This is a genomic window from Phaeovulum sp. W22_SRMD_FR3, from assembly GCF_052113705.1.
Lineage (GTDB): Bacteria > Pseudomonadota > Alphaproteobacteria > Rhodobacterales > Rhodobacteraceae > JBGQOG01.
On record NZ_JBGQOG010000012.1, the window covers coordinates 21,930 to 45,127 of the forward strand.

A 23,198-nucleotide genomic window follows, 5' to 3' on the forward strand; every position below is an offset into this window, starting at 1 on the left:
TGAACTCTCCGGTAAGTTTCTGAAATGACGAAAAAAACAACCGCCGGACTGGAAGAGATTGCCCGCGCCGCCGGGGTCTCAAAAATGACCGTCAGCCGGGTGCTGCGCGGCGGCACCGGATTTTCCGAAGAAACCCGCGACAAGGTGCTGCGCGAAGTGGACCGGCTGCGCTATGTGCCGAATCGACTGGCGGCGGCCTTTGGCACCACCGGGGCGTCGACATTGGTGGGCGTCTGCGTGCCGCGCCTGACCTCGCGGCTGTTTGCCGAAGTGCTGGAAACCATCGACCACACCCTCTCGCGGCTGGGCTATCAGACGATGATCGGCAGCCACGATCAAAAACCGGAGGCCGAGGAGGAATGGCTGAAAAGCCTCGTCTCCTGGCGGCCCGCTGGGGTGATCCTGTCCTCGCGCGAGCACAGCCGGGCGACGCTGGAGCTGTTGCAATCGGCCGCGGTGCCGGTGGTGGAGATCTGGGATCTGAACACCCGGCCCATCGACCTCTCGGTCGGCTTCAGCCATGGAGATTGCGGCTTTGAGATGGGGCGCTTTCTGGTGGGGCGGGGGCGGCAGCGCATGGGCTTTGTCGGGGCGTTGGCCGGGGCGGGGACGCAGGGCCATGCGCGGCGCGAGGGTTTCGCCCGGGCCCTGGCCGAGGGCGGGCTGCGATTGGAGGAGAGCGAGATTTTGCACGACAGGCCCGGGTTTTACGCGGGCTATTACGGCACGGAAACCATCCTCTCGCGGCGGCCCGATCTCGATGCGCTCTATTTCCATGATGACGAGATGGCCATCGGCGGGCTGGCCTATTGCGCGGCTAAGGGCATCAATGTGCCGGGGCGGCTGGCGATTGCCGGATGGGGGGGGATGGAGGCCGCCTCGATCCTGCCGAAACGGCTGACGACGACGGTGGTGCCGACGATCAATCTGGGGAAAAGCGCCGCCGAATTGTTGGTGGCACGGCTGCGGGGCGAGCCTTGCGCCGATGTGACGCTGATTGCCACAAGGTTGGTGCCGGGCGCCACGGCCTGAGGCCGCAGCGCCCGCGCGGGGTTTAGTGATTGCCCCAGGGGCCATGATGCGCGCCCGGCGCATCGAACCGCTCAAACCCATGCGCGCCGAAAAAGTCACGCTGCGCCTGGATCATATTGGCGGTGGAACGCCCGGTGCGCATGATGTCGAAATAGGACAGCGCCGCCGCCAGTGCCGGCACCGGCAGACCCGAAGCCATGGCGAGCGACACCACCTTGCGCAGGGATCCATGGCTGGATTTCAGCAGCTCGGTGAAGAAAGGCGCGAACATCAGATTGCGCGCCGGATCCTCGGCCAAAGCAATCGACATGTCGTTCAGCATTGACGAGCGGATGATGCAGCCCTCGCGCCAGACATGCGCCACGGCGGGCAGGGGCAAATCCCAGCCAAAGGCCGGTTTGGCCGCGGCCAGCAGCGCAAAACCCTGCGTGTAACAGAGGATTTTCCCGGCGATCAGCGCGGATTCCAGATCCTCTCGGGTGATGGCGCCGGGGGCGATGTGCTGGGGCGCGGCCCCAAAGATCGCTTCGCCTTCTTTACGGGTGTCGAGCTGCGCCGACATGTTGCGCGCGGCCACGGCGGCCTCGATCACCGGGATCGGGGCCGAAAGGTGCTGTGCCTCAATCGCTGTCCAGCGACCGGTGCCCTTTTGACCCGCGCGGTCGAGGATCACATCCAGCATCGCCGCCCCGGTTTTCGGGTCTTCGGCGAGCGAAACCTTGGCCGAAATCTCGATCAGATAGGATTGCAACGGCCCGGCGTTCCACTGGTCAAAGGTGATGCCGCAATCGCTGGCATTCATCATCAAACCGTCGCGCATGACGCCATAAGCCTCGGCGATCATTTGCATATCGGCATATTCGATCCCGTTGTGCACGGTTTTCACGAAATGCCCGGCCCCGGCCTGACCCATATAGGTGGCGCAGGGCTGGCCTTCATATTTCGCGGAAATCGCCGAGAGCACCGGCTCGACCCGCGCCCAATCCGCCGCCTCGCCGCCGCCCATGATCGAAGGGCCATGCCGCGCGCCTTCTTCGCCGCCCGAGACGCCGATGCCGAGGAAGCGGGTGCCGCTCGCGGCAGCTTCGGCCGCGCGACGGTTGGTGTCGTGGAAATTGGCATTGCCCGCGTCGATGATCAGGTCATCGGCATCGAGCAGCGGGCGCAGCGCGGCGATCTGCTCATCAACGGCGGCACCTGCGGGCACCATCAGGATGATCGCGCGCGGCTTGGCAATCGCCGCGACCAGCGCGGGCAGGCTGTCGCAGGGCGTGATGCGCGGGGCCAGATCGTCCGCCTCGGCATGGAATTTCTGCGTCGTGGCCGTCGTGCGGTTGAAAACCGCGATCGGAAAGCCCTTTTCGGCGATGTTCAGGGCGAGCATCGCCCCCATGGTGCCAAGGCCGATCAGGCCGATGGTAGGTTGGGTCACGGGGTTTGCACTCCTTGGCAGTTCAGGTGGATGGAATAAAGGCTGGTGGTGGCGGTGATGAACATCACCGTTTTCGCGCGCCCGCCGAAGCAGAGGTTCGAGACCCGCTCGGGAACGAGGATCTTGCCGATCAGCTGGCCTTCGGGGGTGATGCAATGCACCCCGTCCTTGGCCGAAGACCAGATATTGCCCTGCCGGTCGAGGCGGAAGCCATCGGCGACACCGGGGTTGATGCTGTGAAACACCGCGCCGCCGGAGAGGCCGCCCGCCGCGCCCACCTCAAACATGCGGATATGCGTCGGGTCACCCTGATACATCCGCCCGGTATCGGCGACGTAAAGCCGGGTTTCGTCTGGCGAAAATGCCAATCCGTTCGGGCAGTTGAAATCGGTCAACACTGCGGTGATCTGCCCGGTGGCCGGGTCCACGCGGTAAACATTGCAGGGCAGTTCCTGCGTCGCGCGGAAGCCCTCATAATCGCTCATGATGCCGTAATGCGGGTCAGAGAACCAGATGCTGCCATCGGATTTTACCACCACATCATTGGGGGAATTCAATGGCTTGCCCTGATAGCTGTCGGCAATCACCGTCAGTGATCCGTTCAGCTCGGTCCGCGTGACCCGCCGCAGACCATGCTCGCAGGAGATCAGGCGGCCCTGGCGGTCTCGGGTATGGCCATTGGCAAAGTTTGACGGGCTGCGGTAGGTGCTGATCCCGGTTTCGGCATGCCAGCGCAGGATGCGGTTGTTCGGAATGTCCGAAAACAGCAGACAATCGGCATCGCCAAACCAGACCGGCCCCTCCACCCAGTCAAAGCCGGAGGCCAGACGTTTCACCGGCGCATTGCCCAGAATGAAGCGGTCAAAGGCCGGATCATAGCTCTCGAAAAAGGTCATTGGTGTTCCTCCCCGATTTTTGTTATCGATAACACATGCGCCGGTCAATTTGAAAGGACAAGTGACATGGACTTCGTGCAAACCCAGGCCATCCTGACACATCGGGCGGTGCTGGCCATGCTGAATGCGGCGGTGGCCGAGGCCGAGGCGATGGGGCAGCCGCAATGCGTGGTGATTGTCGACGCGAGCGGCGAGCTGCTGGGTGAGATCCGCATGACTGGCGCAAGGTTTCTGAGCCGGAAGTCGGCGCGGGCCAAGGCCTTGACCGCGGCCTCTATCGGGGCGCCGTCGCAGAACATTCCCGAGGCGGTACGCCCGGCGATCGCGGCGGCAAGCGGCGGCGCGGTGACAGGGCTGCAGGGTGGCTTGCCGATCCGCATTGGCGGCATGCTGCTGGGCGGGATCGGTGTCGGCTCGGGCAGCGGCGCGCAGGATGCGCAGGTGGCCGAGGCCGCGCTGCGCGCGGTTGGCGCCGATATGCCGACGTGAGGGAATGGCCCGGCTTGCGCCGGGCCGTTTGTTTTCGGCGCCAATGCCTTAGCTGAAGGTGATCTGTGCCTTCATGCTGAGCGTGCTGCGGTCCGAGGCGATCTTGAATGCCTCTTCCGCCTGCGCGAGCGGCAGCGTGTGGGTGATCAGCGGTTTCACATCGATCAGGCCGGATTTCATCAGCTCCACCGCCATGGCGAATTCCTGATGAAAACGGAAAGAACCGCGCAACTCCAACTCTTTGGAGGTGATCGCCATCATCGGCAGCGACATGTCGCCCCCGAGGCCAAGCTGCACGATCACCCCGCGCGGACGCAGGGCGGTGATGCCCGCGTTCAGCGCCGGGGCCGCGCCCGAGCATTCATAAAGCACATCAAACGTGCCCTTGTCCGCGCCATAAGCCGCCAGTTCCTCGGGATGCGTCATCGAGTTGATCACCCGGTCGGCACCGAGGCTTTTGGCAAATTCCAAGACCGAATCCGCAATGTCGACCATGACGATCTCGGCCGCGCCCGCACGCCGTGCGGCCAGCAGGCAGAGCGTGCCGATCGGACCCGCCCCGGTGATCAGCACCCGTTTGCCGAGCATCTCACCCGCGCGGCGGGTGGCGTGCAGACAGACCGAGAGCGGCTCTGCCATCGCGGCTTCGCCGGGGGTCAAACCATCGGCCACCACGCATTGGCTGTCCTCGACCACCAGCACTTCCCGGAACGCGCCCTGAATGTGGGGAAAAGGCATGGCCGAGCCATAGAAGCGCATGTTCAGGCATTCGTTCTGCAGCCCTTGCAGGCAGTATTTGCAGGCATTGCAAGGACGCGAAGGTGACACGGCAACCAGTTGACCAACCTTGAGGTTTTCGACGCCTGCACCCAATTTTGTCACATAGCCTGCGACCTCATGGCCCAGAACCATCGGCTGTTTCAGCCGCACCGCGCCAAAACCGCCATGGTTGTAATAGTGCAAATCCGAGCCGCAGACACCGCCGGTGGCCATGCGGATCTGCACCTGTCCGGCGCCGGGTTCTTCCACCGGCTGATCCTCGATCCGCAGGTCTTTCGCGGCATGGATCACGATGGCTTTCATCATCTCGGTCATCGGGTCATTCCCTCACAGCACCGGGGTCAGCAGCGGCTGACCGGCAAAATGCGCGGTCAGATTGTCGCGCACCAGTTTCCCCATCGCCTTGCGGGTCTCGAAGGTGCCCGAGGCGTGGTGCGGTTGCAGCAGCACATTGTCGAGCTTCAGGAAGCGCGGGTTCAGCGCCGGTTCCCCCTCAAACACGTCGAGCGCGGCGGAGCCCAGCGTTTTCGCCTCAAGCGCGGCCAGCAGCGCCTCTTCATCGATGTTGGAGGCGCGCGAGATGTTGATCACCATCCCCTCCGGCCCAAGCGCTTCGATGACCTCGCGGCCCACGATGTGCCGGGTGGCGGCGGAGGCCGCCAGCGTCACGAACAGGAAATCGACATTGCGGGCAAGCTCGACCGCATCGGCGACAAAGGTCCAGTCCGGCGCATAGTCTTTGGCAGAGACATCGGAATAAGAGATCTGCATGTCAAAGCCCGCCAGACGTTTGGCGACCTCAAAGCCGATCCGGCCCAGACCCAGCACACCGGCCCGGCGGCCATGCACGCGGTTTTTCAGCGGGTAAAGACCCTTGGCGGCCCAGGAGCCGTCTTTCACCCAGGCTTCGGCACCGATCATCCCACGCGAAAGGCAGAGCATCATCGCGACGCCCAGATCCGCGACATCGGCGGTCAGCACGTCCGGCGTGTTGGTGACGCGAATCCCGCGCTCGCGGCAGGCGGCCAGATCCACCGCGTCATAGCCCACGCCGTACACCGAGATCACCTCAAGCTTCGGCAAAGCCTCGATCATCGCGCGGTTGGCGCCCAGCTCGCCCCGGGTGGCGATGCCGCGGATATTGCCGCCAACCTCCGCCAGAAACGCCGCTTTATCCGCTGCTTCAAAATAGCGGTGCATGGTAAAAGCGGCATCGAGCGGCACTTGGTCCCATTCGGGGTAGGGGCCGACCTGAAGAATTTCAACTTTGCTCATCTGACGTGATTCCGTCCCTTGACTGCGGATGTTATCGATAACATAAACGGAGGTGACGGAAGATGTCGAGATGCAAAAGGAAGAATTGCCGTGGCGGATGGAATCGAACTGTTCAAGCTGACCGGAAAGCGCGCGCTGGTGACCGGCTCGTCGCAGGGCATCGGCTTTGCTTTGGCGCGGGGTCTGGCGGCGGCGGGCGCCGAGATTGTGCTGAACGGGCGCGATCTGGCGAAACTCGCGGCGGCGGCGGATGTGCTGCGCGGTGAGGGGGCCACGGTCTATACTTTGGCCTTTGACGCCACCGATCACGCGGCGGTGCGGGCGGCGGTGGACGGGTTTGAGGCCGAAACCGGCGCCATCGACATTCTGGTGAACAATGCCGGGATGCAGCACCGCACCCCGCTCGAGGATTTCCCGGCGGAAGCGTTTGAGCGCCTCTTGCGCACCAATATCTCCAGCGTGTTCAACGTGGGGCAGGCGGTCGCGCGGCATATGATTGCGCGCCACGCAGGCAAGATCATCAACATCGCCTCGGTGCAGACCGCGCTCGCGCGGCCGGGAATCGCGCCCTACACCGCCACCAAAGGCGCTGTGGGCAATCTGACCAAAGGCATGGCGACCGATTGGGCGAAATACGGGCTGCAGTGCAATGCCATCGCGCCGGGCTATTTCGACACGCCGCTGAACGCGGCGCTGGTGGCCGATGCCGATTTCTCGGCATGGCTGGAAAAACGCACCCCCGCCGGGCGCTGGGGCAATGTCGAGGAGCTGGTGGGGGCCTGCATCTTCCTCTCCTCGGCAGCTTCAAGTTTCGTCAACGGCCACACGCTTTACGTGGATGGCGGCATCACGGCTTCGCTATGATCCCGCGCCGTATGGTCCTGATGGGGGTTGCGGGCTGCGGCAAATCCTCGGTCGGGGCGGCTTTGGCGGCCCGGATCGGCGGCCGCTACCGCGACGGCGACGATCTGCACCCGCAGGCCAATATCGACAAGATGAGCCGGGGCGAGCCGCTGACCGATGCCGACCGCTGGCCCTGGCTCGATCTGGTCGGCGCGGCTTTGGCAGCACCCGAGAGGGTCTTGATCATCGGGTGTTCGGCCCTGCGCCGGGTCTACCGTGAACGGATCACGGCGGCGGCAGGCGCGCCGGTCACATTTTTACACCTGGCGGGCAGCCGCGCGGTGATCGAGGCGCGGATGTCAGCGCGGCAGGGGCATTTCATGCCCGTTGCGCTCTTGGACAGCCAGTTTGCCACGCTGGAGGTGCCGGGGCCGGAGGAGCGGGCCCTGAGTGTCAATATTGATCAGCCGATGGCGGATGTCGTCGCCTCGCTGGTCGCGCAATTGGAGGAATTGCCATGAGCCTGAAAGTCGCCCTGATCGGCGCCGGTGCGATGGGCGGGGCCATTGGCGCCCGTCTGGTGGAAACCGGCCAGCATCTGACGGTGTTTGACCTCGACAAAGCCAAGGTGGCCGAACTGGTGGCGCTTGGTGCCCATGCGGCGGAAACGGCGGCGGCCGCTGCCGCAGAGGCGGATTATGTGATCACCAGCCTGAATTCCCCCAAAGTGGTGCAGATCGCGGTCTTTGGCCCGGGTGGTGTTGCCGAAGGGGCAAAGCCTGGCACGCTGATCATCGACATGTCGTCGATCGACCCGGAATCAACCAAGGCGCTGGCGGCAGATGCGGCGGCCAAGGGGTTGCGTTGGGTTGACAGCCCGCTCTCCGGCGGTGCGCCGAAGGCGCTGATCGGACAGCTGACGCTGATGGCAGGGGGCGCGGCACAGGATGTCGCAGATGCGCATGAAGTGCTGCAACATGTCGCCAGCAACTACACCCATATGGGGCCGAGCGGCGCCGGGCAGACCACCAAACTGATCAATCAGGTGCTCTGCGGGCTGAACTTTCTGGCGGTGGCTGAGGCCACGCAACTGGCACTTGATGCCGGGGTGGATGCGGCGAAAATTCCGCTCGCCCTCAAAGGCGGGCGGGCCGACAGCGCAATCTTGCAGGAATATATGCCGCGCTATGTGACCAAGGATTACCGCCGCACGGGCCGCATCGACAATATGGTCAAGGATCTGAACGGCGCGCAGGATCTGGCGCGGCTGACCCATACGCCGATGCCGCTGACCGCGGTCTGCGCCGAAGTGCACCGTATGCTGACCGCCGCCGGATTGGGCGGCGAGGATCAGGCGGCGCTGATGGAATATTTCAAGGGACCCAACAAGGAGCTGTTCCAATGATTACCCGTTTTGCTTTGTTCGAAGGCAAGATCCACGAGGGCCAGACCGAGGCCTTCCGCAAGGCCATTCTGGAAGAGGTTCTGCCGAAATGGCAGGCTTTCCCGGGCGTTCTGGCCGTCCGCGTGAACTTTGCCGAGTTCCGCGACGAGGGCGCGCCGGAATTTCCGCTGATCCTCGCCATCAGCTATCCGGATCTGGCGGCGGTCAATACCGCGCTGGCCAGCCCGGTGCGCGCCGAAAGCAAGGAAGCCACGGAATCCGTGCTCGCGCGCTATTTCACCGGGCGGATCCATCACCACGTCACCCAGGCGAACGAGGTGGTTCTCTGACGCGATGCCTGGGGCGGGGCAGTGCGCTGCCCCGCCGTTGCCCGCAGCGCGGGCCACTTGCATTCCGGCGTGGGGCAGGGTGATACTCCGCGCCTGATAACGATACCAAAGGGGAGGCGGCACGTCATGGTCAAGACAGGCAAGTCAGCCACGATGAGCGATGTGGCCAAGCGTGCCGGAGTCTCGCCGATGACCGTGTCGCGGGCATTCAAGAGCGATGCCTCGGTCAATGCCGAAACCCGGGCGCGGATACTCGAAGCCGCCGAGGATCTGGGCTATATTCTCGACAGCACCGCCTCGAACCTGCGCTCGCAAAAGACCGGGTTTCTGGCGGTGACCATCCCCTCGATCAACAATGCCAACTTTGCCGAGACCGTGGGCGCGATGACCGCAGCGCTGCGCGACACCGGGTTGCAGGTGTTGCTGGGCTATACGAATTACGATGTGGATGAGGAGGAGCGGCTGATCGCGCAGCTTCTGGGCCGCCGCCCCGAGGCGATTGTGGTCACCGGCGGCACGCATACGCCGCGCACGCGCAAGCTCCTTGAAAACGCAGGGATTCCGGTGATCGAAACCTGGGATCTGCCCACGCATCCCATTGGCCATGTGGTGGGCTTTTCCAATGCCGAGGCCGCGCGGATGATGGTGCGGCATTTCGTGGCGCAGGGTTTTACCCGCCTTGGGTTCATCGGCGGCGACGCCAGCCGCGACACCCGGGGCCTTGACCGCCGTCAGGGTTTCTTTGACGAGCTGGCCAAGCTGGGGCTGGACACGGCGCGGCATGTGGCCTCCGGCCCGCCGCCGATCACCATGCGCGAAGGCGCGACCTGCATGGCGGAAATGCTGGAGCGCTGGCCGGATACGCAGGCAGTGATGTGCGTCTCGGACCCGGTGGCCTTTGGCGCGCTGACCGAATGCCAGCGGCGCGGCCTTTCGGTGCCGCAGCAGATGGCGATCGGCGGCTTTGGGGCCTATGATATTTCCGAACAATCGCTGCCCCGGATCACCACGGTCGATGTTTCGGCTGCCGAAATCGGCGTGCAGACCGCGCAGATGATCGAGGCATTGCTGCTGCGCGGGCCTGAGGCCGTGCCGATGCGCCATGTCATCACCCCCCGGATCCTCGCCCGCGAGACCAGCTAGCCCGTGTTGCCGATCAACAGTTCGAGCGGCGGCTGCCAGAGCGGTGCGGGGTCGGTGCCATCAATGCGCGCCAGGAGCACCCGCGCGGCCTCTTCGCCGATCCTGCGCCGGGGCACATCAACGGTGGTGAGCCGGGTCCGCACGGTCTGCTGCAGCCCCGTGCCATTGTATCCGGCCACGGCAATCTGATCCGGCACCGCGATTCCGGCGGCATGCAGATATTGCAGCCCCCCCAGCGCCATCGCGTCATTCAGGTAATAGATCGCCTGCAGATCCGGCCTGCGGGCCAAAAGCCGCGCGGTCAACAGGCGCCCGGTTTCGCCCTGACGCGGCAGATCATCGTCCAGCTCCGCCTCCACTGCGATACCCGCAAGCGCCAACGCCGCTGCAAAGCCCCGGTAGCGACGGGCGGCGCACAGGTCGCGATTGAGTTCCGCCCCGATATAGCCGATGCGGACCCGGCCCCGGCTGCGGAAATGTGTGGCCACCATTGCGCCTGCCTCACGGTGGGACGGGCCGATCGAGAGCGCAAAGGCAGGGTCTTCGGCATCCCAGATCTGCACGACAGGGCAGCCCCGCTGCGCGATCAGTTGCGGCAAGGCGGGCCCACGGGGAATGCCGCCGGTCAGGATCAGGCCCGCGGGCTGGATCGACAGCATCGTGCGCAGCAAATCCGCTTCAATCGCCACATCAAAGGACGATTCGCCGATGAATGTGTGAAACCCGCGAGGCCGCAAGACGCCCGCAATCCCGCTGAGCACTTCGGCAAAGACCGCATCCTTCAGCGAGGGGATCACCACCCCCACCATCCGGCTGACCTGCGAACTGAGCGCCCCCGCCAACGTGTTCGGCACATAGCCCAGACGCTCGGCCGCGGCGCGGACCCTGTCCTGCGTAGCCGTTGAAATGCTTCCGGTATTTCGCAAAACCTTGGATACGGTCATCGGGCTGACCCCCGCCGCCCGTGCCACATCGCTCAGGGTTGGCATGCGGGTCCCGCCCATGCCCCCCTCCTTTTCGCCCGCCGCATCCGTCACGGCATTCCCCCCTCAGATGCGCCGTCCGTCTGGCTAAAGACGGTTGACGTCTGGAAATGTTATCGTTACCACTATTGAAGGTTATCGCTAACCTCTCGCCGCGTCAAATCCGCATCCCTGTGATGCCCGTGGGGGGAGTGACCAAGGGAGGGGAGACTTTTGGGCAAGCTGACGCAAAAGATCTGGGACCTCATCGACGTGCTGATGGCATTGTTGATGGCGGCGATGATCATGCTGGTTTTTGTCAATGTGGCGCTGCGCTATGGCTTTTCCTCGGGCCTGCGCCCGGCGGTTGAATTGTCGCGGCTCGGCCTTGTCTGGGTGGTGATGCTGGGCGCGGTGACCACGCTGCGGCGCGGTGAACATCTGGCGGTCTCTGAGTTTTCCGAAGTGTTCTTTCCGCGGGCCCTGCCGGTGCTGCGCCGCGTGATCTGGGGCATCATCCTCGTTTCGGTGCTGATGCTGTTTTGGGGCGCGGCCAAGCAAACCCTTGCCAATTGGCACAATATTTCCGCGCTGACCGGACTGCCGACGGGGCTTTTGTACCTCGCCGGGGCGGTCTCGGGCGCGATGATGGCCTTTGTGGCCGTGGTGCGGATCGTCAACCCGACGGGCCTCGATCTGGGACTGGATGATACAGAATGACGCTGTTTCTTTTTCTTGGGGTGCTTCTGGTCAGCATCCTTCTGGGCCTGCCGGTGGCCTTTGCGCTCTTGCTCAGCGCCATGGCGCTCATGCTGCAGATGGACATGTTCAGCGCGGATATTCTGGCGCAATCGCTGATCAACGGCGTCGACAGTTTCCCGCTTCTGGCCATTCCCTTCTTCCTCGTGGCGGGCGAAGTGATGTCTGCGGGGGGCCTGTCGAAACGCATCGTGCGTCTGGCAATCAGCCTGGTCGGGCACCGCAAGGGCGGGCTGGGCTATGTGGCGATCTTCACCTCCGTGCTTCTGGCGGGGCTGTCCGGCTCGGCCGTGGCGGATGCAGCAGCGCTGGTCAGTATCCTCTATCCGATGATGAAAAAGGGCGGCTATCCCGAGGGCCATTCCATGGGCCTTCTGGCCGCAGGCGGCATCATCGCGCCGGTCATCCCGCCGTCGCTGGCGCTGATCCTGATGGGGGTTGCGGGGAATATTTCCATCGCCAAACTCTTCATCGGCGGCATCGTGCCGGGGCTGCTGATGGGTGTGGGCCTGATTGTGGTCTGGTCCTGGCTGGTGAAAGGCGAAGACCTCGAGGTGCATCCGAAAGCACCGATGTCCGAGCGTATGGCCGCGCTGAAGGACGGGTTCTGGGCGCTTTTGTTGCCGGTTATCATCATCGGCGGTATCCGGTTCGGCGTGTTCACCCCGACCGAGGCCGCGGTGGTGGCGGCGGTCTATGCGATCTTTGTCTCGACCGTGATTTACCGCGAACTCTCGTTTCAAAAGCTGGTGCGGACGCTGATCGTTTCGGCCCGCTCGACCGCGATGGTGATGTTCCTTGTCGGCTGCGCCATGGTGGCGGCCTGGCTGATCACCGTGGCGCAACTGCCGCAACAACTGGCTGAAATGCTGGGCGGACTGGTCGACAGCCCGAAACTGCTGATGGCCGTCATCATGCTGATCGTGCTGATGGTCGGCATGGTGATGGACCTCAGCCCGACCATTCTGATCCTGGTGCCGCTGTTCATGCCGGTGGTGAAACTGGCGGGGATCGACCCGGTCTATTTCGGGCTGATGTTCGTGATCAACTGTTCCATCGGCCTGATCACCCCGCCTGTTGGCACGGTGCTGAACGTGGTCTGTGGCGTCGGCCGCGTCCCGATGAGCGTGGCGGTGAAAGGGGTTTTGCCTTTCATCTGCGTCTACATCTTCCTGCTCGCCCTCTTCGTGGTGTTCCCCGACATCATCATCGCGCCGATGCAATTCCTGATCGGCTAACCCTCTAAAAACATACGTTATCTCTGGGAGGAGTCTCTATGAAAATGTTCCTGAAAGCCCTCGGCCTGGCCTCGGCGCTGGCGCTTGGCGCACATGGCGCGCTGGCGGAAACCACGCTGAAACTTGCCCATGCGGCACCGGACAGCGACCTGCAGCAGACGCTGGCGCTGTTCTTCAAGAAAGAAGTCGAAGCCCGCACCAATGGCGAGGTGAAGGTCAATATCTTCCCGCAGGGGCAGCTCGGCAATGACGGGCAAATGATTGACGGCGCGCGCTCGGGCATCGTCGACATCGTGATGTCGGGTCTGAACAACTTCACCGGCCTCGTGCCGCAGGCGGGCGCGTTTGAGCTGCCCTTCATGTTCCCCAACCGCGAAACCGCCTATAAGGTGCTGGACGGCGCGCCGGGTCAGAGCATCCTGAAAGATCTGGAAGGTTTTGGTCTGAAGGGCCTCGGCTATCCGGAAAACGGCTACCGCAACATCACCAACAACCGTGGCCCCATCAAAGAGCCGTCGGATCTCGCCGGTCTGCAGATGCGGGTGAACAACTCGAAGGCGCTGAACGACATGTTCGCGTTGCTCGGTGCCAACCCGCAGCAGATCCCGGTGGCAGAGCTTTACAGCGCGCTCGAAACCGGCGTTGTCGACGCGCAGGATCACCCGATCGGCGTTGTGCTGTCGTTCAAATTCTACGAAGTGCAAAAGTACCTGTCGCTGAGCCAGCATGCCTATGCGACGCTGGCACTGGCGATGAACCTCGACAAATTCAACAGCCTGACCGCGGAAGAGCAGCAGATCATTCTGGACGTTTCCGCCGAGGCCGTGGCGATGCAACGTCAGCTGAGCGTCGCGAAGGAAGAAGAAATGCTGGCGGCGCTGGAAGCTGAGGGCATGGAAATCAACCAGGATGTCGACAGCGCTGCCTTCCAGGCTGCCGTCAAACCGGTCTGGGACGCGTTCATCGCAACCAACGGCGACACGCTGGTCAACGAAATCATGGAAGCCTCGAAGTAATCGCTTCCGAAAATCACTGAAAATCAGAAAAGGCGGGTCCGTTAGGGCCCGCCTTTTTTGGTGCGCGGGGCAGGGGGGGGGAAGGGCCAAGCATAATGGCAAAAGGGTGGTGCCGAACATGCAGCAAAGCCTCCGTGCCACGGTACGTTTTGGCCTCTTGCCCGCGCGCGCCACCGGGACGCAATGCCGGCGTATTTCACGGCTGCCCCGAGGCCGCAGGCATATTTCCCCTGCGTCAGGCGCTTCAGTGCAGGACACAAGCGACTCCTGTTCCGCCGTGATCATTCACGCACAGTCCGGAAAATACTGAGGCCGTTCGCCACCACAATAGATGCAACCTCTGGTGGCCCTGCGGTGCATGGGCATAGTCTGAAAGCCAATAGACTCACCCGGCGGAGACCTTGATGCGACCTTCCCTTTCTGGCGCAGGACTGTGGATTGCCTTGGGCCTTCTGGCCGGGTGCGGTGGCGGCGGTGGACCTGCCAATTTGCCGGACGGCAAGGATATCGAGACCACAAAGCCCATCGAGAGCTACACGACCAATCACAACGGCTATAGCCGGGTGCGGCTGGACAAATCCACCAGCGCCGATGCCGGGGTTATTGCGCAATTCGAAGACAGCAATCCCGCCGATCCCGCGGGCTACCGCAATTTGATTGCGCTCTCCGATGCCGCCTATGCGGGAAAAATGACCATTGAAGTGCTGGCGCAGGTCGCTGGTTCCGGGTCGGGCGAAAAGGTGACGCGGCTCTTGCGGCTGACGGCCGACCAAAACCCGTTTGAAAATGTCAGCGGCGGGGCTTTGGTCACGGCGGACGGCACTTTTCACTTTCGCGGGCAGAATTTTGTCTGGGTCGGGATCGATGGCAATCCCTTGCTAAGCGGCTCTGACAGCAACGGCCTCGTCGATATGGTGCTGGATTTTGGCGCAGAGACTGCCAGCATCAATTTGCGTACCGGTGTCAGCGGTGCTTCGGATGTCCGGACCGAGATTTCTGCCGAAAATCTGCCGTTCAACATCCGCACCGGCGCCTATGGCGGTGACATCACCGTGCAGGTCTGGGACCCGAACAGCAACGCCATTTTTGGCGCCGATGGCAGCCTGCGCGGCAATGTCGGCGGGTCTCCGACCTATGCCGACAATCATCACGGGATGACGACATCGGGCCTCTACACCGCCACCGGAACCGGCGGCGGCAGTGCCATTTCGGTGGATGGCGTGTTCTTCGGCACCGACCCCAATGTCCTTCCGTAACATTCGCGGCCTGGCACTGGCGCTGGGATTCGCCTGTCTGTCGGGCGGCATTGCGCAGGCAGATCCCGCCGCGCGCGCCGAAATGGCGGCGCGCGCGGGATCCGAGCGTTTGCGCCTTTTCTCGCTGGGCAAACTGCTCGATACCGGCGCGGCGCCGCGGGGTGCTGTGGTGCAGATGAAGCAAGATCTGATGCGGCAGGGCTATTACACCGATGCGCCGCAAGGGGGCCTGATCGCGGCACAGGGCTGGGCCAACGGCCTGTTTGGCTATGATGGCAACATCAACGGCGGCTCACTACATGATCGTTTCAACTTCGGTGGTCTGGTATTTGAAACCGATCCCGCCTACCGCGCCAAAGCCGGTGTGGTCGTCGGGCTGACCGCGGGTGGCCTCGCCCGCTACGCCTGGGACAACGGGCGCTATCTCGAGGCGCGGGCCGAGGCGGCGCTGGCGTGGTCGCCGCAGCATCAGATCGCCCACAGCAGCATTGACTACAGCCTGTGCACCCGTAACCACCTGACAGGATGGCAGTTCTTTGACCTCTGCCAGAGCGGGACCGCCGAGGAACGCGACTTGGGAAGCCGGCACTCCGCGCAGACCTCCGCCGCCCTGAGCCAGATCTTTGCGACCGCCACCGCCAATCACGAAATCGGTGCTGCCCTGGCCTCTGCCCGAGGGGAGAGCGGGCGGCAGACCTCGCTGACCCTCAGCTGGGCTGCGGTATGGGATCGCAGCGTGACGCGGCTTTCGCTGACCAAAGCGGCGCCGATCGACGATGAGATCGCGTTGAATTATCGGGTGAATGCGGGGGTCCAATGGCTCTGGCATCAGCGGCTGATCGGGGTGACCCTGTGGCACCAGCGGGCGGCGGGCGGCCGTTTCCTGGGCATGCCGCGCGCGGACCGCGCCCAAGGCATTGATCTCTCCTACGAGGTCAATCCGCTGCTGACGGTGCAACTGGGGGCGATGCGCAACCGCTCCACCGCCAGCTTTTTCAGCTATGATGACGTGAGCCTTTCCGTTCACTATGATGCAAAGCGCTGGTAACGCCTAATAGCTTGCCTCCAGCCCCGCGCGGCTTTCATCCGTCGCCAATTGATCATTCAACAGTTCAAACTGTGCCCGTGCCCGTGCCCGGTCGCCGCTGTTCAGATAGGAATAGCCGCGCAACATGGCCAGATCCCGGCGCAAATGGCCGGATATGCTCTCGAGCGCATCAAAATAGCCGATGGCCTTGCGGTACTGCCGCTTTTTAAAGGCCAGCACACCGCGCTGATCGAGGATGATGCTCTCGCTGTCCAGCCGCTGTTTCGGGGTGAAGTCGGTGGTGGCGGCCAATTGCGCCGCCTCCTCGGTCATGTTCATTTTCAGATAAGACAGCGCCATACCAAAGCGCGCATCGCGGCGGCTGGCACCGGACAAACGTGCTTGCGCCTGCTGAAACGCCGCAAGCGCCTCCATCGGCCGCTCAAGATCATAGGCGCACCAGCCCCGCTGGGCCAGACGTTCCGGAGCTTGGGTGCCCTCGGTCGCGCTCAGGCATTGCACCGGATCCCGGGGCACGGACCCGCGGGCAGCACGCGACGGCGCTGCCGCAGCCGGCGCAGACGCCGGTGCCGGAGCAGAGCCAGACGCCGGGGCAGAGGCGGGCGCCGGCCCGGCCGCAGCAGGCGCGCGTGCCGTCACATCCGGACGCGCCACGGGGCGGGGCAGGGGGCGCTCATCCGCCTGCGGCGGCGCCACGGCAATCGCCGCGGGAGCGGCCCCGCGGCCCGCCATCAGCCGGGCCTGCAAGGCGGCAAGATCCGCCGTTTGATCGGGGAACCGCGCCTCGGCCCGGGCAAACAGCCCCGCCATCTCATCAACCGAGGTGACGGTGTCCGATTTCTCCAGCGTGGCGATGATGTCGGGGAAGTTGGTGCAGGCCTCGATCACGGCAGAGTAGGTGCCCAGTGCCGCCGCCGTCGCCTGCTGCGCTTCTTGCGCTTTGGCGATCCGCCAGGCGTTGTTCACCCGGTCGCAGCGCAACAGCCCGTCGGTCGCACTGGCGATTTGCAACGCTTCGCTGGCATTCCCGGCATCGAGCGCGGAATCCAGTTTCAGCTGCCCCTCGGCAGTTTCCAGCAAGCGCAGCATTTCCGCAGGCGGCGTCCAGCCCGGATACTCCGCCTGTGTACTGGTGATGCTGCCGCGCGCCTCTTGTAACTGTCCCGCGGCGATCTGCCGGTAAATCGCATCAATTTCGGTCGAGGGCTGGGTGATGCTGAGCTTGCGCAGGTCCGTGGGCGGGGTCCAGCCCGGAAATTTGGCACGCAGGCGCCGCATCTCGGCATCGGCGGAATCCTGATCCTGCTGTTGCAGATAGAAGTTGAGCGCCTGCAGATCGGTGGCCGAAGGTGCCCCGGCCGTGGTGGTGATCTCGGATTGCGCCCGGACGCCCGCGGGCACAGCCAGGGCGACAGAGGTCAGGAGGGCGGACACAAGCAGATGTTTCATAGTGGCACGCATTGGGGATAATTTTCAGCTTGGGCGACAAGTGCCATCAGATGCAGCGTTGCCGGGTAATAGGGCTGGTCAATGGAAAATGCCGGAATTGCCGCCGCAGCGCTACCCGATTGTGCACAAGACACCAGAGCCGACAGGGCCCGGTAGCCCGGATGCGGGCTCCGTTCCAGCGGCGCGCCCGATTGTGGATCAAAAACCGTGACGGCACCGGCGCCGGGGGCGGCGTCCAGCGCGGCAACATAGCGGCGTGCGGGCGGAAACTGCGGATCGGCGGACCAGGCCGCAAACAGGGGTACGCGCAGCGACTCATACCCGGCATTGACCGAAAAGCCCTGCGGCGCAGGCTGCCATCCCGCCGCATCGACCATGATCCAGTCGGGCACAAGTTCGGTCTCGGCGATGGCGGCCATCAGCGCCCGCCCATCCTCGGCGGCACGGCTCAGCGCATCAACGCTGCTGGCGGCCGCCAGTTCTTCCATCGCCCGCGGCATGTAATACGAGGGGTTGATGACATACCCCCCGGCGATTTCAAAGCCCTTGGCCCCGGGCAGGAACAACTTTCTGCCGCTGCCATCAGGGTGTGCCACAATGCAGACCGATGCCAGATCGGTGGCGATCAGCCGCGCGCGTCTGCCCCAGTCCGGCCGGTCATGGCGCACCGCCATCGCGGAGAGCGCCCAGGCGTAGAACAAATCCCCGTCGCTGGCATTGTTGCGGTCGGGCACCCGCGGCATCTGGTCGTGACGCCACCGCCAGGCCAGCAGGGCATCGGGCCGCAGGGCCAGATTTTCCTCGCTCCATTGAAAAATCAGCTCAAATGCCGCCAGGTCGTCAAAGGCGGCGGCAAGACAGAGACCATATCCCTGCCCCTCGGAATGGCTGTCCGCGTTTTGCAAAGCATCCACCACCCGGCCCTCAGGCATCAGGCACAGGCCTTTCCAGGCCTGCCAGGCGGCTTGCAGCGGATGATCCGCCGGGATCGAGGCCGCCAGACCCCGGCCGACCTTGCCAAAGGCGGGCAATCCGTTGGCGGCGAAGGCACAGCCCGCACCAATCGAGGTCAGGAAACGGCGTCGGTTCATGAACGGCTCCCTGCACGGCGGGTGCCGAGCACAAACAAAAGCGCCGGGATCACGGAAAGCAGCGCGAAGAACAAGGTGAGGTTGGCAAAAATCACGGGCGACCATGAGGCGTAATTGCCAAGAACGGCGCGAATATTGCTGATCGAAAGCGGTTCCAACAGCTGCGGGCGCCGCCGCGCTGACCAGGTGACCCATTCGCCGTCCGCTTGCAGGATCGCGGCCTGCCCATGCACCTCGCCGCGCCCGGTGCGGCGGAACTTGTCAACCTGCAGGGCCAGATCGGTCATCGAAATATCCGGCCCGGCGATCAGCCAGATGTCATCAGGGTCCGTGGGGTCGAGTTGCAAGAGCATTGCCGAGCCGGTTTTGCCCACGAGCCAGCCCGGCAGGCTGACGGTGGCCGGAAAGGCAATGTCGCGGACACCGCCAACCGAGTTGAACACCACGCCGTCCTTGGCAAAAAATCCGCGCAGATTGTCCCACAATGTTGGCGTGGGTTTGCTGGGGCTTGGCAGATCCGCGCCGGTCGCATCCGCCAGCGCAAAGGCCGTCGCCTCGGGCATCTCGGGTTCAGCGGGCAGGACAACGGGAAACTGAGCGGCCGGATAGACGGCATTTTGCAGCATGCGGCGGGACACACCGGTGCCGCCGGTTGGCACCAGCCCAACGCCATCCAGCCCGACCACATGCAGCTTTGACGGCGCGCCATCGGTAATCAGCGGGCGCAGCAATGCCCCAAAAGCGATGAGAGCATCGTCGCCATTGCCGGGACTTGCAATCTCCGCAGGGATCTCCACGTCATCGCCACCGAGCCGCGCCAGGCTGCGCCACATGTCGGTTTGGATCATCTTGGGCGAGGGCGGCACCGTCATATTCGTATCGCCCAGCACCACCAGCATATCGGTGTTCCGCGGTGTGCAGGGCAGATCGGCCGGATCTCCGGGGATCGACATCTCATAGGTCAGCGTGTTGATGCCGGGGTTCAGGCGATTGGCGCGGAAGGTGATGTCCAGCGGCGGCAGCACCTTGCCGCCATCCCGGTCCAGCGGCAGCAAGCGCACCGTCTGCCCGTTCACCTTGAAGAGCAGCAACGCGCCTTTCGGCAGATCCGCCGAATGGCCATAATGCAGCGTGAACCTCACCTTTTGCGACGCCAGCAGCAGCCAGTCTTCGGGCAACAGGAAACTCACATCCTGGCGGAAATAATGCGTGTTGCCGCGGATCAGCTTGAAGCCCAATTGCTCTTGCGAGATTTGCTGGCCAGGAACCACCCGCGGGATGCCCCAACCGTCGGCCTGCTGCGGCAAGAGCTTGGTCAGATCGGGCAACCGTGCACCGGCATATTCGATTTGCAGGGTGATCGTGCCCTCGGCGCCGCGGCGAAAACTCGCCATCGGGCTGTCCGAGGCCACCAGCGCGATCTGCGCCTTCGGCGCGGGGCCCCGGCGCATCTGATAAAACGGCACTTCCCGGATCTTTGGCAGCCCCCCCAGCGCGCCAATCATCCAATGCGCGACATCGCGGATGGTTTCGGTACCGGCGCTGCCATCGGTCAGCAGGTCAAGACTGCCGGTTTCCGCGACTTGCGACTGCATCGCCGCCATGAAGGACTCGGCGTTCAGCGGCATTTGCGCCGGATCGGTCATGATGCCGCTGTTGCGCAGGTCAATCTCGGTCCAGACCGCAAAGGAGGCTTCCGGGCCACAGTAAATGCGGTGGGGCTGGGTGACGGTGATGCTGACAAGGTTGTCGCCATGCCGCAACCCGAGGCCGGGAATGGTTTTCCGGGCGAAATCACCGAAATTGTCCAGTCGGATCCCCGGCGCGTCGATGCCATTGATCGAGACCCGCAACGCGGCATTGTCCGGCAAGACATTGACGCTCGAGCGCAAGGACAGCAGCAGATTGTCGGGCAGGGCGGCCGTTCCGGGAATGGTCAGCACAAAATCAGCGCTGGCATTCTCACCGCTCAGACGGAAATGCCCGGGCTCGGGCATGCTGCCGCCGATTTGCACCGTGCTCGGCACCGGCCGCGCGGCGGGCACCAAGGTCATCAGCCATTCCTGCCTCGGGTCGGCGGCTTCTGTGACCGGCGTATCACCATGCACCCGATAGGAAAATCCGGTCTCCGCCTCAGAAGCCCCGGAGGGCGTCGCGGGAATCTCGATCTGCGGCACATTCGCCTCAGGCGCTGCGGCCGATGCCCCGGGAGAGGCCGGTGCTGGGACGGGCGTTGCCGGGACGGGCATCGCGCTGTCGGCGGGGAACTGCGGTGTTCCAAGCGCGGGGGGCAGCTCGATCTCGATCTGCGGTGCGTCGCCCGGGGTTTGCGCCACCAATGGTGTCGCACTGCCCAGCATCAGCACAAGCGAAACGGCACAGCGCAAACGGTTCATCGCACATCCCCCGTCGGCAAAGCGGCACCCGCGCGCAGGGCAACCTCGGCCACGTGCGGATCTTCCTCAAAATGCGCCTCAAAGGCCATCATGCTTTCGAGTTTGCCCGCCTGATTGTCCCGCAGTGCCAGCCGGTAACGGCGGCCCGGTTCGCGCATCAGACTGAGCACATTCGACGGCAAGGAGGTAAGGCTGAGCCAGAAAACATACCCGAGCCCGGCCACGAGACCTTTCTTCACATGCGTCCGCTGCCGGTGGTTTTGCCAGATGTCACTCGAGCCAAAGATCAGATAGACCATCGCCTCGCGCGCCTCGCGGGATTGCTCCGCCATGAAACTCAACCGCATGACCGGCCCTTCGGTGCTGTCTGCCACCGTGCGCACCACTGCCTTGATCGGCCGCTCCAGATGCGGGGCTGTCGGGAAAATCGGACGCAGCGCGATCTCCTGACCTTCGGTAAAGCGTTGCAACACCGAGGCCCCGGCCAGCTCATCGACAATGCAGATCCGCGCGCCCTTGACCGAGGCATTCAACACCTCGCCGCGCAGGGGCATGTTGGGCTGATTGGCCAGGGTCAGCGTGGTGGCAACCTGCATGTCCGCGCGCGGATAGAGGCGGCGTTGCTGGCGCTCAAACACCGCGCTGAACGACAGCGAGGTCAGCAAGAGGTTCAACACCGACCAAATCCCGACCACGCCCAGAACGCTGCGGTCCCCCGGAAAGGCAAACCAGCGGATGATCAGCGCCGCAACACCCGCCAGCATGAGCAAGAACAGGAAGAACAACGGCTTGTAGATGGGCGACATGAAGTTTTCGGTCAGGTTCTCATCCTTGGCCGTCACATTGAACGTGGCCCCCCGCGGCCGGAACACGGTGCGGATGATCGCGGTGAGCAAATAGGGCGCCTGCGCAACTTCATAGACTTCTGAAATCAGCGGCCATCGGTAGCGGGCAAACAGCGCGTTCTGGATCAGGAAGCTGACCATCATATAGCTCAGCGTATAGACCCAGGCATCGCGCAGGGTGGAGACGAAGATTTCGACACCAAAGAACAAATAGCTGAGCGGCGCGATCAGATAGGTCAGCCGCACCAGCGGAAACAGCCAGAAGGACATCGAATTGAAGTAGCACAGCCGCTGCAACAGCGTCAGCCCCGAGCGGAACAGGGGGTTCTTCAGCATCATCATCTGCATCATCCCCGACGCCCAGCGGCCCCGCTGCTGGATGAACGAGGCGAATGTCTCCGGCTGCAGCCCGGCGACCATCGCGCGGTCCAGATAGAGGCTGCGCCAGCCCTGAGAGTGGATCTCGAGCGCGGTCTCGGCATCCTCGGTGATGGTCTCCCCCGCGAAACCGCCAACACTGTCGAGCGCCTTGCGCCGCAGCACCGCCGCCGAGCCGCAAAAGAAGGCGCCGCCCCAGCGGTCCAGCCCGCGGTGGATCATGCTGTAGAACATCTCGTTCTCGGGGGGGCAGGTCAGTCCCAGGTTGCGCTCGATCGGATCGCGGTTGATGAAAAAATGCGGCGTTTGCACCAGGAAAAGCTTGGGGTCCTGCACGAAATAGCCAACGGTCCGCACCAGAAAATCCGGGGTGGGGACGTGGTCCGCGTCAAAGACCGCCACCAGATCGCCTTTGACCAACTTCAGCGCGGCGCTCATGTTGCCCGCTTTGGCGTGCTCGTTGCGGGCCCGGGTCGAATAGACCACCCCCAGCTCGGCACAAAGCTGCTGCAGGGCCGCCCGCCGCGCCCGCGCCTGCGCGGCCAGTTGCGGATCCGCGGCATTGCAGCGCTGATCGGTGCCGCCGTCATCGCAGAGCACGATCGTGCGCTTATCCGCCGGATAAACCATGTTTTTCGCGGCGGTCAGCGTTACGGTCAGCATGTCGATCGGCTCGTTATAGGAGGGCACAAGCACATCGACACTGGGCAGGTCATCGGTATCCACCCGCGGCGGCATGGTCCGTGCGGTCGGGTCTGCGGTGATCACCGCATTCAGGAAAAAGACCATGATCGAATAGGTTTCGACCAGGAACAGAAACAGGCCCATGGCATAGGAAGGCGTCAGCCCCGGCGGCGGCAAGGTCTCGGTCAGGCGCCAGATCCAGTACCGCAGGACAATGACGCTGCCGATCGACATCAGCGTGAAGCGGGCGACGGTGTTCTGCGCAAAGGGTTTGAGAAGGATGACCAGCACCACGGCGGCCAGACCCAATGTCCCCTGTGCCGCCGTGGACGACGGCACGGATGCCACCAGCAAGATCGGCGCCATCAGCACGAACCACGCCAACAGCAGCCCATATCCGCCGAAATGTTCCCTTTTCATACAGTCACCTTTTACCACCCGTCCGGCACGAC

Annotated in this window: 21 protein-coding genes; 12 read left to right on the forward strand and 9 right to left on the reverse strand. The window is 63.8% G+C overall.

What is annotated here, in order from left to right; genetic code table 11:
• Positions 1–24 precede the first annotated feature (24 nt).
• Positions 25–1,032: a LacI family DNA-binding transcriptional regulator gene (locus tag ACEN2S_RS14970; RefSeq protein WP_441867190.1), complete on the forward strand. Its 1,008-nt coding sequence runs from the start codon at positions 25–27 to the stop codon at positions 1,030–1,032.
• Between the two features lie 22 nt (positions 1,033–1,054).
• Here the strand turns inward: ACEN2S_RS14970 and gndA are convergent, their stop codons facing one another.
• Both gndA and ACEN2S_RS14980 read right to left on the reverse strand, forming a co-directional pair.
• Complete coding sequence (gene gndA / locus ACEN2S_RS14975; RefSeq protein ID WP_441867193.1) at positions 1,055–2,464, reverse strand: NADP-dependent phosphogluconate dehydrogenase; 1,410 nt, start codon at positions 2,462–2,464, stop codon at positions 1,055–1,057.
• A complete protein-coding gene (locus tag ACEN2S_RS14980) occupies positions 2,461–3,360 on the reverse strand; it encodes an SMP-30/gluconolactonase/LRE family protein (RefSeq protein WP_441867196.1) in 900 nt (299 codons plus the stop codon). The genes gndA and ACEN2S_RS14980 overlap by 4 nt, the downstream gene beginning before the upstream one ends.
• A 66-nt stretch (positions 3,361–3,426) precedes the next feature.
• Here ACEN2S_RS14980 and ACEN2S_RS14985 point away from each other — a divergent pair, with 66 nt between their 5' ends.
• Positions 3,427–3,849 carry a GlcG/HbpS family heme-binding protein gene (locus ACEN2S_RS14985; protein ID WP_441867199.1) on the forward strand — a complete coding sequence of 141 codons (423 nt, stop codon included), beginning with the start codon at positions 3,427–3,429 and terminating at the stop codon, positions 3,847–3,849.
• Positions 3,850–3,897: 48 nt separating this feature from the next.
• On the opposite strand, the gene ACEN2S_RS14990 is transcribed toward ACEN2S_RS14985, so the two are convergent.
• The gene (locus ACEN2S_RS14990) at positions 3,898–4,932 is read right to left on the reverse strand and encodes an L-idonate 5-dehydrogenase (protein ID WP_441867454.1); all 1,035 of its coding nucleotides are present in this window, start codon (positions 4,930–4,932) and stop codon (positions 3,898–3,900) included.
• 24 nt (positions 4,933–4,956) lie between these two features.
• A complete protein-coding gene (locus ACEN2S_RS14995; protein WP_441867202.1) occupies positions 4,957–5,904 on the reverse strand; it encodes a 2-hydroxyacid dehydrogenase in 948 nt (315 codons plus the stop codon).
• 102 nt (positions 5,905–6,006) lie between these two features.
• Between ACEN2S_RS14995 and ACEN2S_RS15000 the strand changes: the two genes are divergently transcribed.
• From ACEN2S_RS15000 to ACEN2S_RS15020, 5 genes are all read left to right on the forward strand, one after another.
• Entirely contained in the window at positions 6,007–6,768 is a 762-nt protein-coding gene (locus ACEN2S_RS15000) for an SDR family oxidoreductase (RefSeq protein WP_441867457.1), read from the forward strand.
• Positions 6,765–7,268, forward strand: coding sequence for a gluconokinase (locus tag ACEN2S_RS15005; RefSeq protein WP_441867205.1), 504 nt, complete (start codon positions 6,765–6,767; stop codon positions 7,266–7,268). Before ACEN2S_RS15000 ends, ACEN2S_RS15005 begins: the two co-directional genes overlap by 4 nt.
• Positions 7,265–8,152 carry an NAD(P)-dependent oxidoreductase gene (locus tag ACEN2S_RS15010; protein WP_441867207.1) on the forward strand — a complete coding sequence of 296 codons (888 nt, stop codon included), beginning with the start codon at positions 7,265–7,267 and terminating at the stop codon, positions 8,150–8,152. The genes ACEN2S_RS15005 and ACEN2S_RS15010 overlap by 4 nt, the downstream gene beginning before the upstream one ends.
• Positions 8,149–8,481 carry a hypothetical protein gene (locus tag ACEN2S_RS15015; RefSeq protein ID WP_441867210.1) on the forward strand — a complete coding sequence of 111 codons (333 nt, stop codon included), beginning with the start codon at positions 8,149–8,151 and terminating at the stop codon, positions 8,479–8,481. Before ACEN2S_RS15010 ends, ACEN2S_RS15015 begins: the two co-directional genes overlap by 4 nt.
• Before the next feature lie 126 nt (positions 8,482–8,607).
• Positions 8,608–9,624, forward strand: coding sequence for a LacI family DNA-binding transcriptional regulator (locus tag ACEN2S_RS15020; protein WP_441867213.1), 1,017 nt, complete (start codon positions 8,608–8,610; stop codon positions 9,622–9,624).
• Here the strand turns inward: ACEN2S_RS15020 and ACEN2S_RS15025 are convergent.
• Entirely contained in the window at positions 9,621–10,628 is a 1,008-nt protein-coding gene (locus ACEN2S_RS15025) for a LacI family DNA-binding transcriptional regulator (protein WP_441867216.1), read from the reverse strand. The genes ACEN2S_RS15020 and ACEN2S_RS15025 overlap by 4 nt on opposite strands.
• A gap of 192 nt (positions 10,629–10,820) precedes the next feature.
• Here ACEN2S_RS15025 and ACEN2S_RS15030 point away from each other — a divergent pair, with 192 nt between their 5' ends.
• The 5 genes from ACEN2S_RS15030 (at position 10,821) to ACEN2S_RS15050 (ending at position 15,903) form a co-directional block, all read left to right on the forward strand.
• Complete coding sequence (locus ACEN2S_RS15030) at positions 10,821–11,306, forward strand: TRAP transporter small permease (protein ID WP_441867219.1); 486 nt, start codon at positions 10,821–10,823, stop codon at positions 11,304–11,306.
• Positions 11,303–12,583: a TRAP transporter large permease gene (locus ACEN2S_RS15035; protein ID WP_441867222.1), complete on the forward strand. Its 1,281-nt coding sequence runs from the start codon at positions 11,303–11,305 to the stop codon at positions 12,581–12,583. Before ACEN2S_RS15030 ends, ACEN2S_RS15035 begins: the two co-directional genes overlap by 4 nt.
• Before the next feature lie 38 nt (positions 12,584–12,621).
• Entirely contained in the window at positions 12,622–13,599 is a 978-nt protein-coding gene (locus ACEN2S_RS15040; RefSeq protein ID WP_441867225.1) for a TRAP transporter substrate-binding protein, read from the forward strand.
• A gap of 404 nt (positions 13,600–14,003) precedes the next feature.
• Entirely contained in the window at positions 14,004–14,855 is an 852-nt protein-coding gene (locus ACEN2S_RS15045) for a viral aspartic protease (protein ID WP_441867228.1), read from the forward strand.
• Positions 14,842–15,903 carry a hypothetical protein gene (locus ACEN2S_RS15050; protein WP_441867231.1) on the forward strand — a complete coding sequence of 354 codons (1,062 nt, stop codon included), beginning with the start codon at positions 14,842–14,844 and terminating at the stop codon, positions 15,901–15,903. Before ACEN2S_RS15045 ends, ACEN2S_RS15050 begins: the two co-directional genes overlap by 14 nt.
• 3 nt (positions 15,904–15,906) lie before the next feature.
• On the opposite strand, the gene ACEN2S_RS15055 is transcribed toward ACEN2S_RS15050, so the two are convergent.
• From ACEN2S_RS15055 to bcsA, 4 genes are read right to left on the reverse strand one after another with little or no spacing between them, the layout of a single operon-like run.
• Positions 15,907–17,352, reverse strand: a complete 1,446-nt coding sequence (locus ACEN2S_RS15055) for a tetratricopeptide repeat protein (RefSeq protein ID WP_441867234.1) — start codon at positions 17,350–17,352, stop codon at positions 15,907–15,909.
• Complete coding sequence (locus ACEN2S_RS15060; protein WP_441867237.1) at positions 17,349–18,443, reverse strand: glycosyl hydrolase family 8; 1,095 nt, start codon at positions 18,441–18,443, stop codon at positions 17,349–17,351. Before ACEN2S_RS15060 ends, ACEN2S_RS15055 begins: the two co-directional genes overlap by 4 nt.
• Positions 18,440–20,839 carry a hypothetical protein gene (locus ACEN2S_RS15065; RefSeq protein WP_441867240.1) on the reverse strand — a complete coding sequence of 800 codons (2,400 nt, stop codon included), beginning with the start codon at positions 20,837–20,839 and terminating at the stop codon, positions 18,440–18,442. The genes ACEN2S_RS15060 and ACEN2S_RS15065 overlap by 4 nt, the downstream gene beginning before the upstream one ends.
• Complete coding sequence (gene bcsA / locus ACEN2S_RS15070) at positions 20,836–23,166, reverse strand: UDP-forming cellulose synthase catalytic subunit (RefSeq protein ID WP_441867243.1); 2,331 nt, start codon at positions 23,164–23,166, stop codon at positions 20,836–20,838. The genes ACEN2S_RS15065 and bcsA overlap by 4 nt, the downstream gene beginning before the upstream one ends.
• Between the last annotated feature and the right edge of the window lie 32 nt (positions 23,167–23,198).

Excerpts from the sequence above, each read along its gene's own strand:
- ACEN2S_RS15020 (WP_441867213.1), top strand. The coding sequence starts at position 8,608 with ATGGTCAAGACAGGCAAGTCAGCCACGATGAGCGATGTGGCCAAGCGT.
- ACEN2S_RS14995 (WP_441867202.1), bottom strand. The coding sequence starts at position 5,904 with ATGAGCAAAGTTGAAATTCTTCAGGTCGGCCCCTACCCCGAATGGGAC.
- ACEN2S_RS15050 (WP_441867231.1), top strand. The coding sequence starts at position 14,842 with ATGTCCTTCCGTAACATTCGCGGCCTGGCACTGGCGCTGGGATTCGCC.
- ACEN2S_RS15040 (WP_441867225.1), top strand. The coding sequence starts at position 12,622 with ATGAAAATGTTCCTGAAAGCCCTCGGCCTGGCCTCGGCGCTGGCGCTT.
- ACEN2S_RS14985 (WP_441867199.1), top strand. The coding sequence starts at position 3,427 with ATGGACTTCGTGCAAACCCAGGCCATCCTGACACATCGGGCGGTGCTG.
- ACEN2S_RS15015 (WP_441867210.1), top strand. The coding sequence starts at position 8,149 with ATGATTACCCGTTTTGCTTTGTTCGAAGGCAAGATCCACGAGGGCCAG.
- ACEN2S_RS15010 (WP_441867207.1), top strand. The coding sequence starts at position 7,265 with ATGAGCCTGAAAGTCGCCCTGATCGGCGCCGGTGCGATGGGCGGGGCC.
- ACEN2S_RS15060 (WP_441867237.1), bottom strand. The coding sequence starts at position 18,443 with ATGAACCGACGCCGTTTCCTGACCTCGATTGGTGCGGGCTGTGCCTTC.
- ACEN2S_RS14980 (WP_441867196.1), bottom strand. The coding sequence starts at position 3,360 with ATGACCTTTTTCGAGAGCTATGATCCGGCCTTTGACCGCTTCATTCTG.
- ACEN2S_RS15025 (WP_441867216.1), bottom strand. The coding sequence starts at position 10,628 with ATGGGCGGGACCCGCATGCCAACCCTGAGCGATGTGGCACGGGCGGCG.
- ACEN2S_RS15045 (WP_441867228.1), top strand. The coding sequence starts at position 14,004 with ATGCGACCTTCCCTTTCTGGCGCAGGACTGTGGATTGCCTTGGGCCTT.
- ACEN2S_RS14970 (WP_441867190.1), top strand. The coding sequence starts at position 25 with ATGACGAAAAAAACAACCGCCGGACTGGAAGAGATTGCCCGCGCCGCC.
- ACEN2S_RS15005 (WP_441867205.1), top strand. The coding sequence starts at position 6,765 with ATGATCCCGCGCCGTATGGTCCTGATGGGGGTTGCGGGCTGCGGCAAA.
- ACEN2S_RS14990 (WP_441867454.1), bottom strand. The coding sequence starts at position 4,932 with ATGAAAGCCATCGTGATCCATGCCGCGAAAGACCTGCGGATCGAGGAT.
- bcsA (WP_441867243.1), bottom strand. The coding sequence starts at position 23,166 with ATGAAAAGGGAACATTTCGGCGGATATGGGCTGCTGTTGGCGTGGTTC.
- ACEN2S_RS15055 (WP_441867234.1), bottom strand. The coding sequence starts at position 17,352 with ATGAAACATCTGCTTGTGTCCGCCCTCCTGACCTCTGTCGCCCTGGCT.
- ACEN2S_RS15035 (WP_441867222.1), top strand. The coding sequence starts at position 11,303 with ATGACGCTGTTTCTTTTTCTTGGGGTGCTTCTGGTCAGCATCCTTCTG.
- ACEN2S_RS15065 (WP_441867240.1), bottom strand. The coding sequence starts at position 20,839 with ATGAACCGTTTGCGCTGTGCCGTTTCGCTTGTGCTGATGCTGGGCAGT.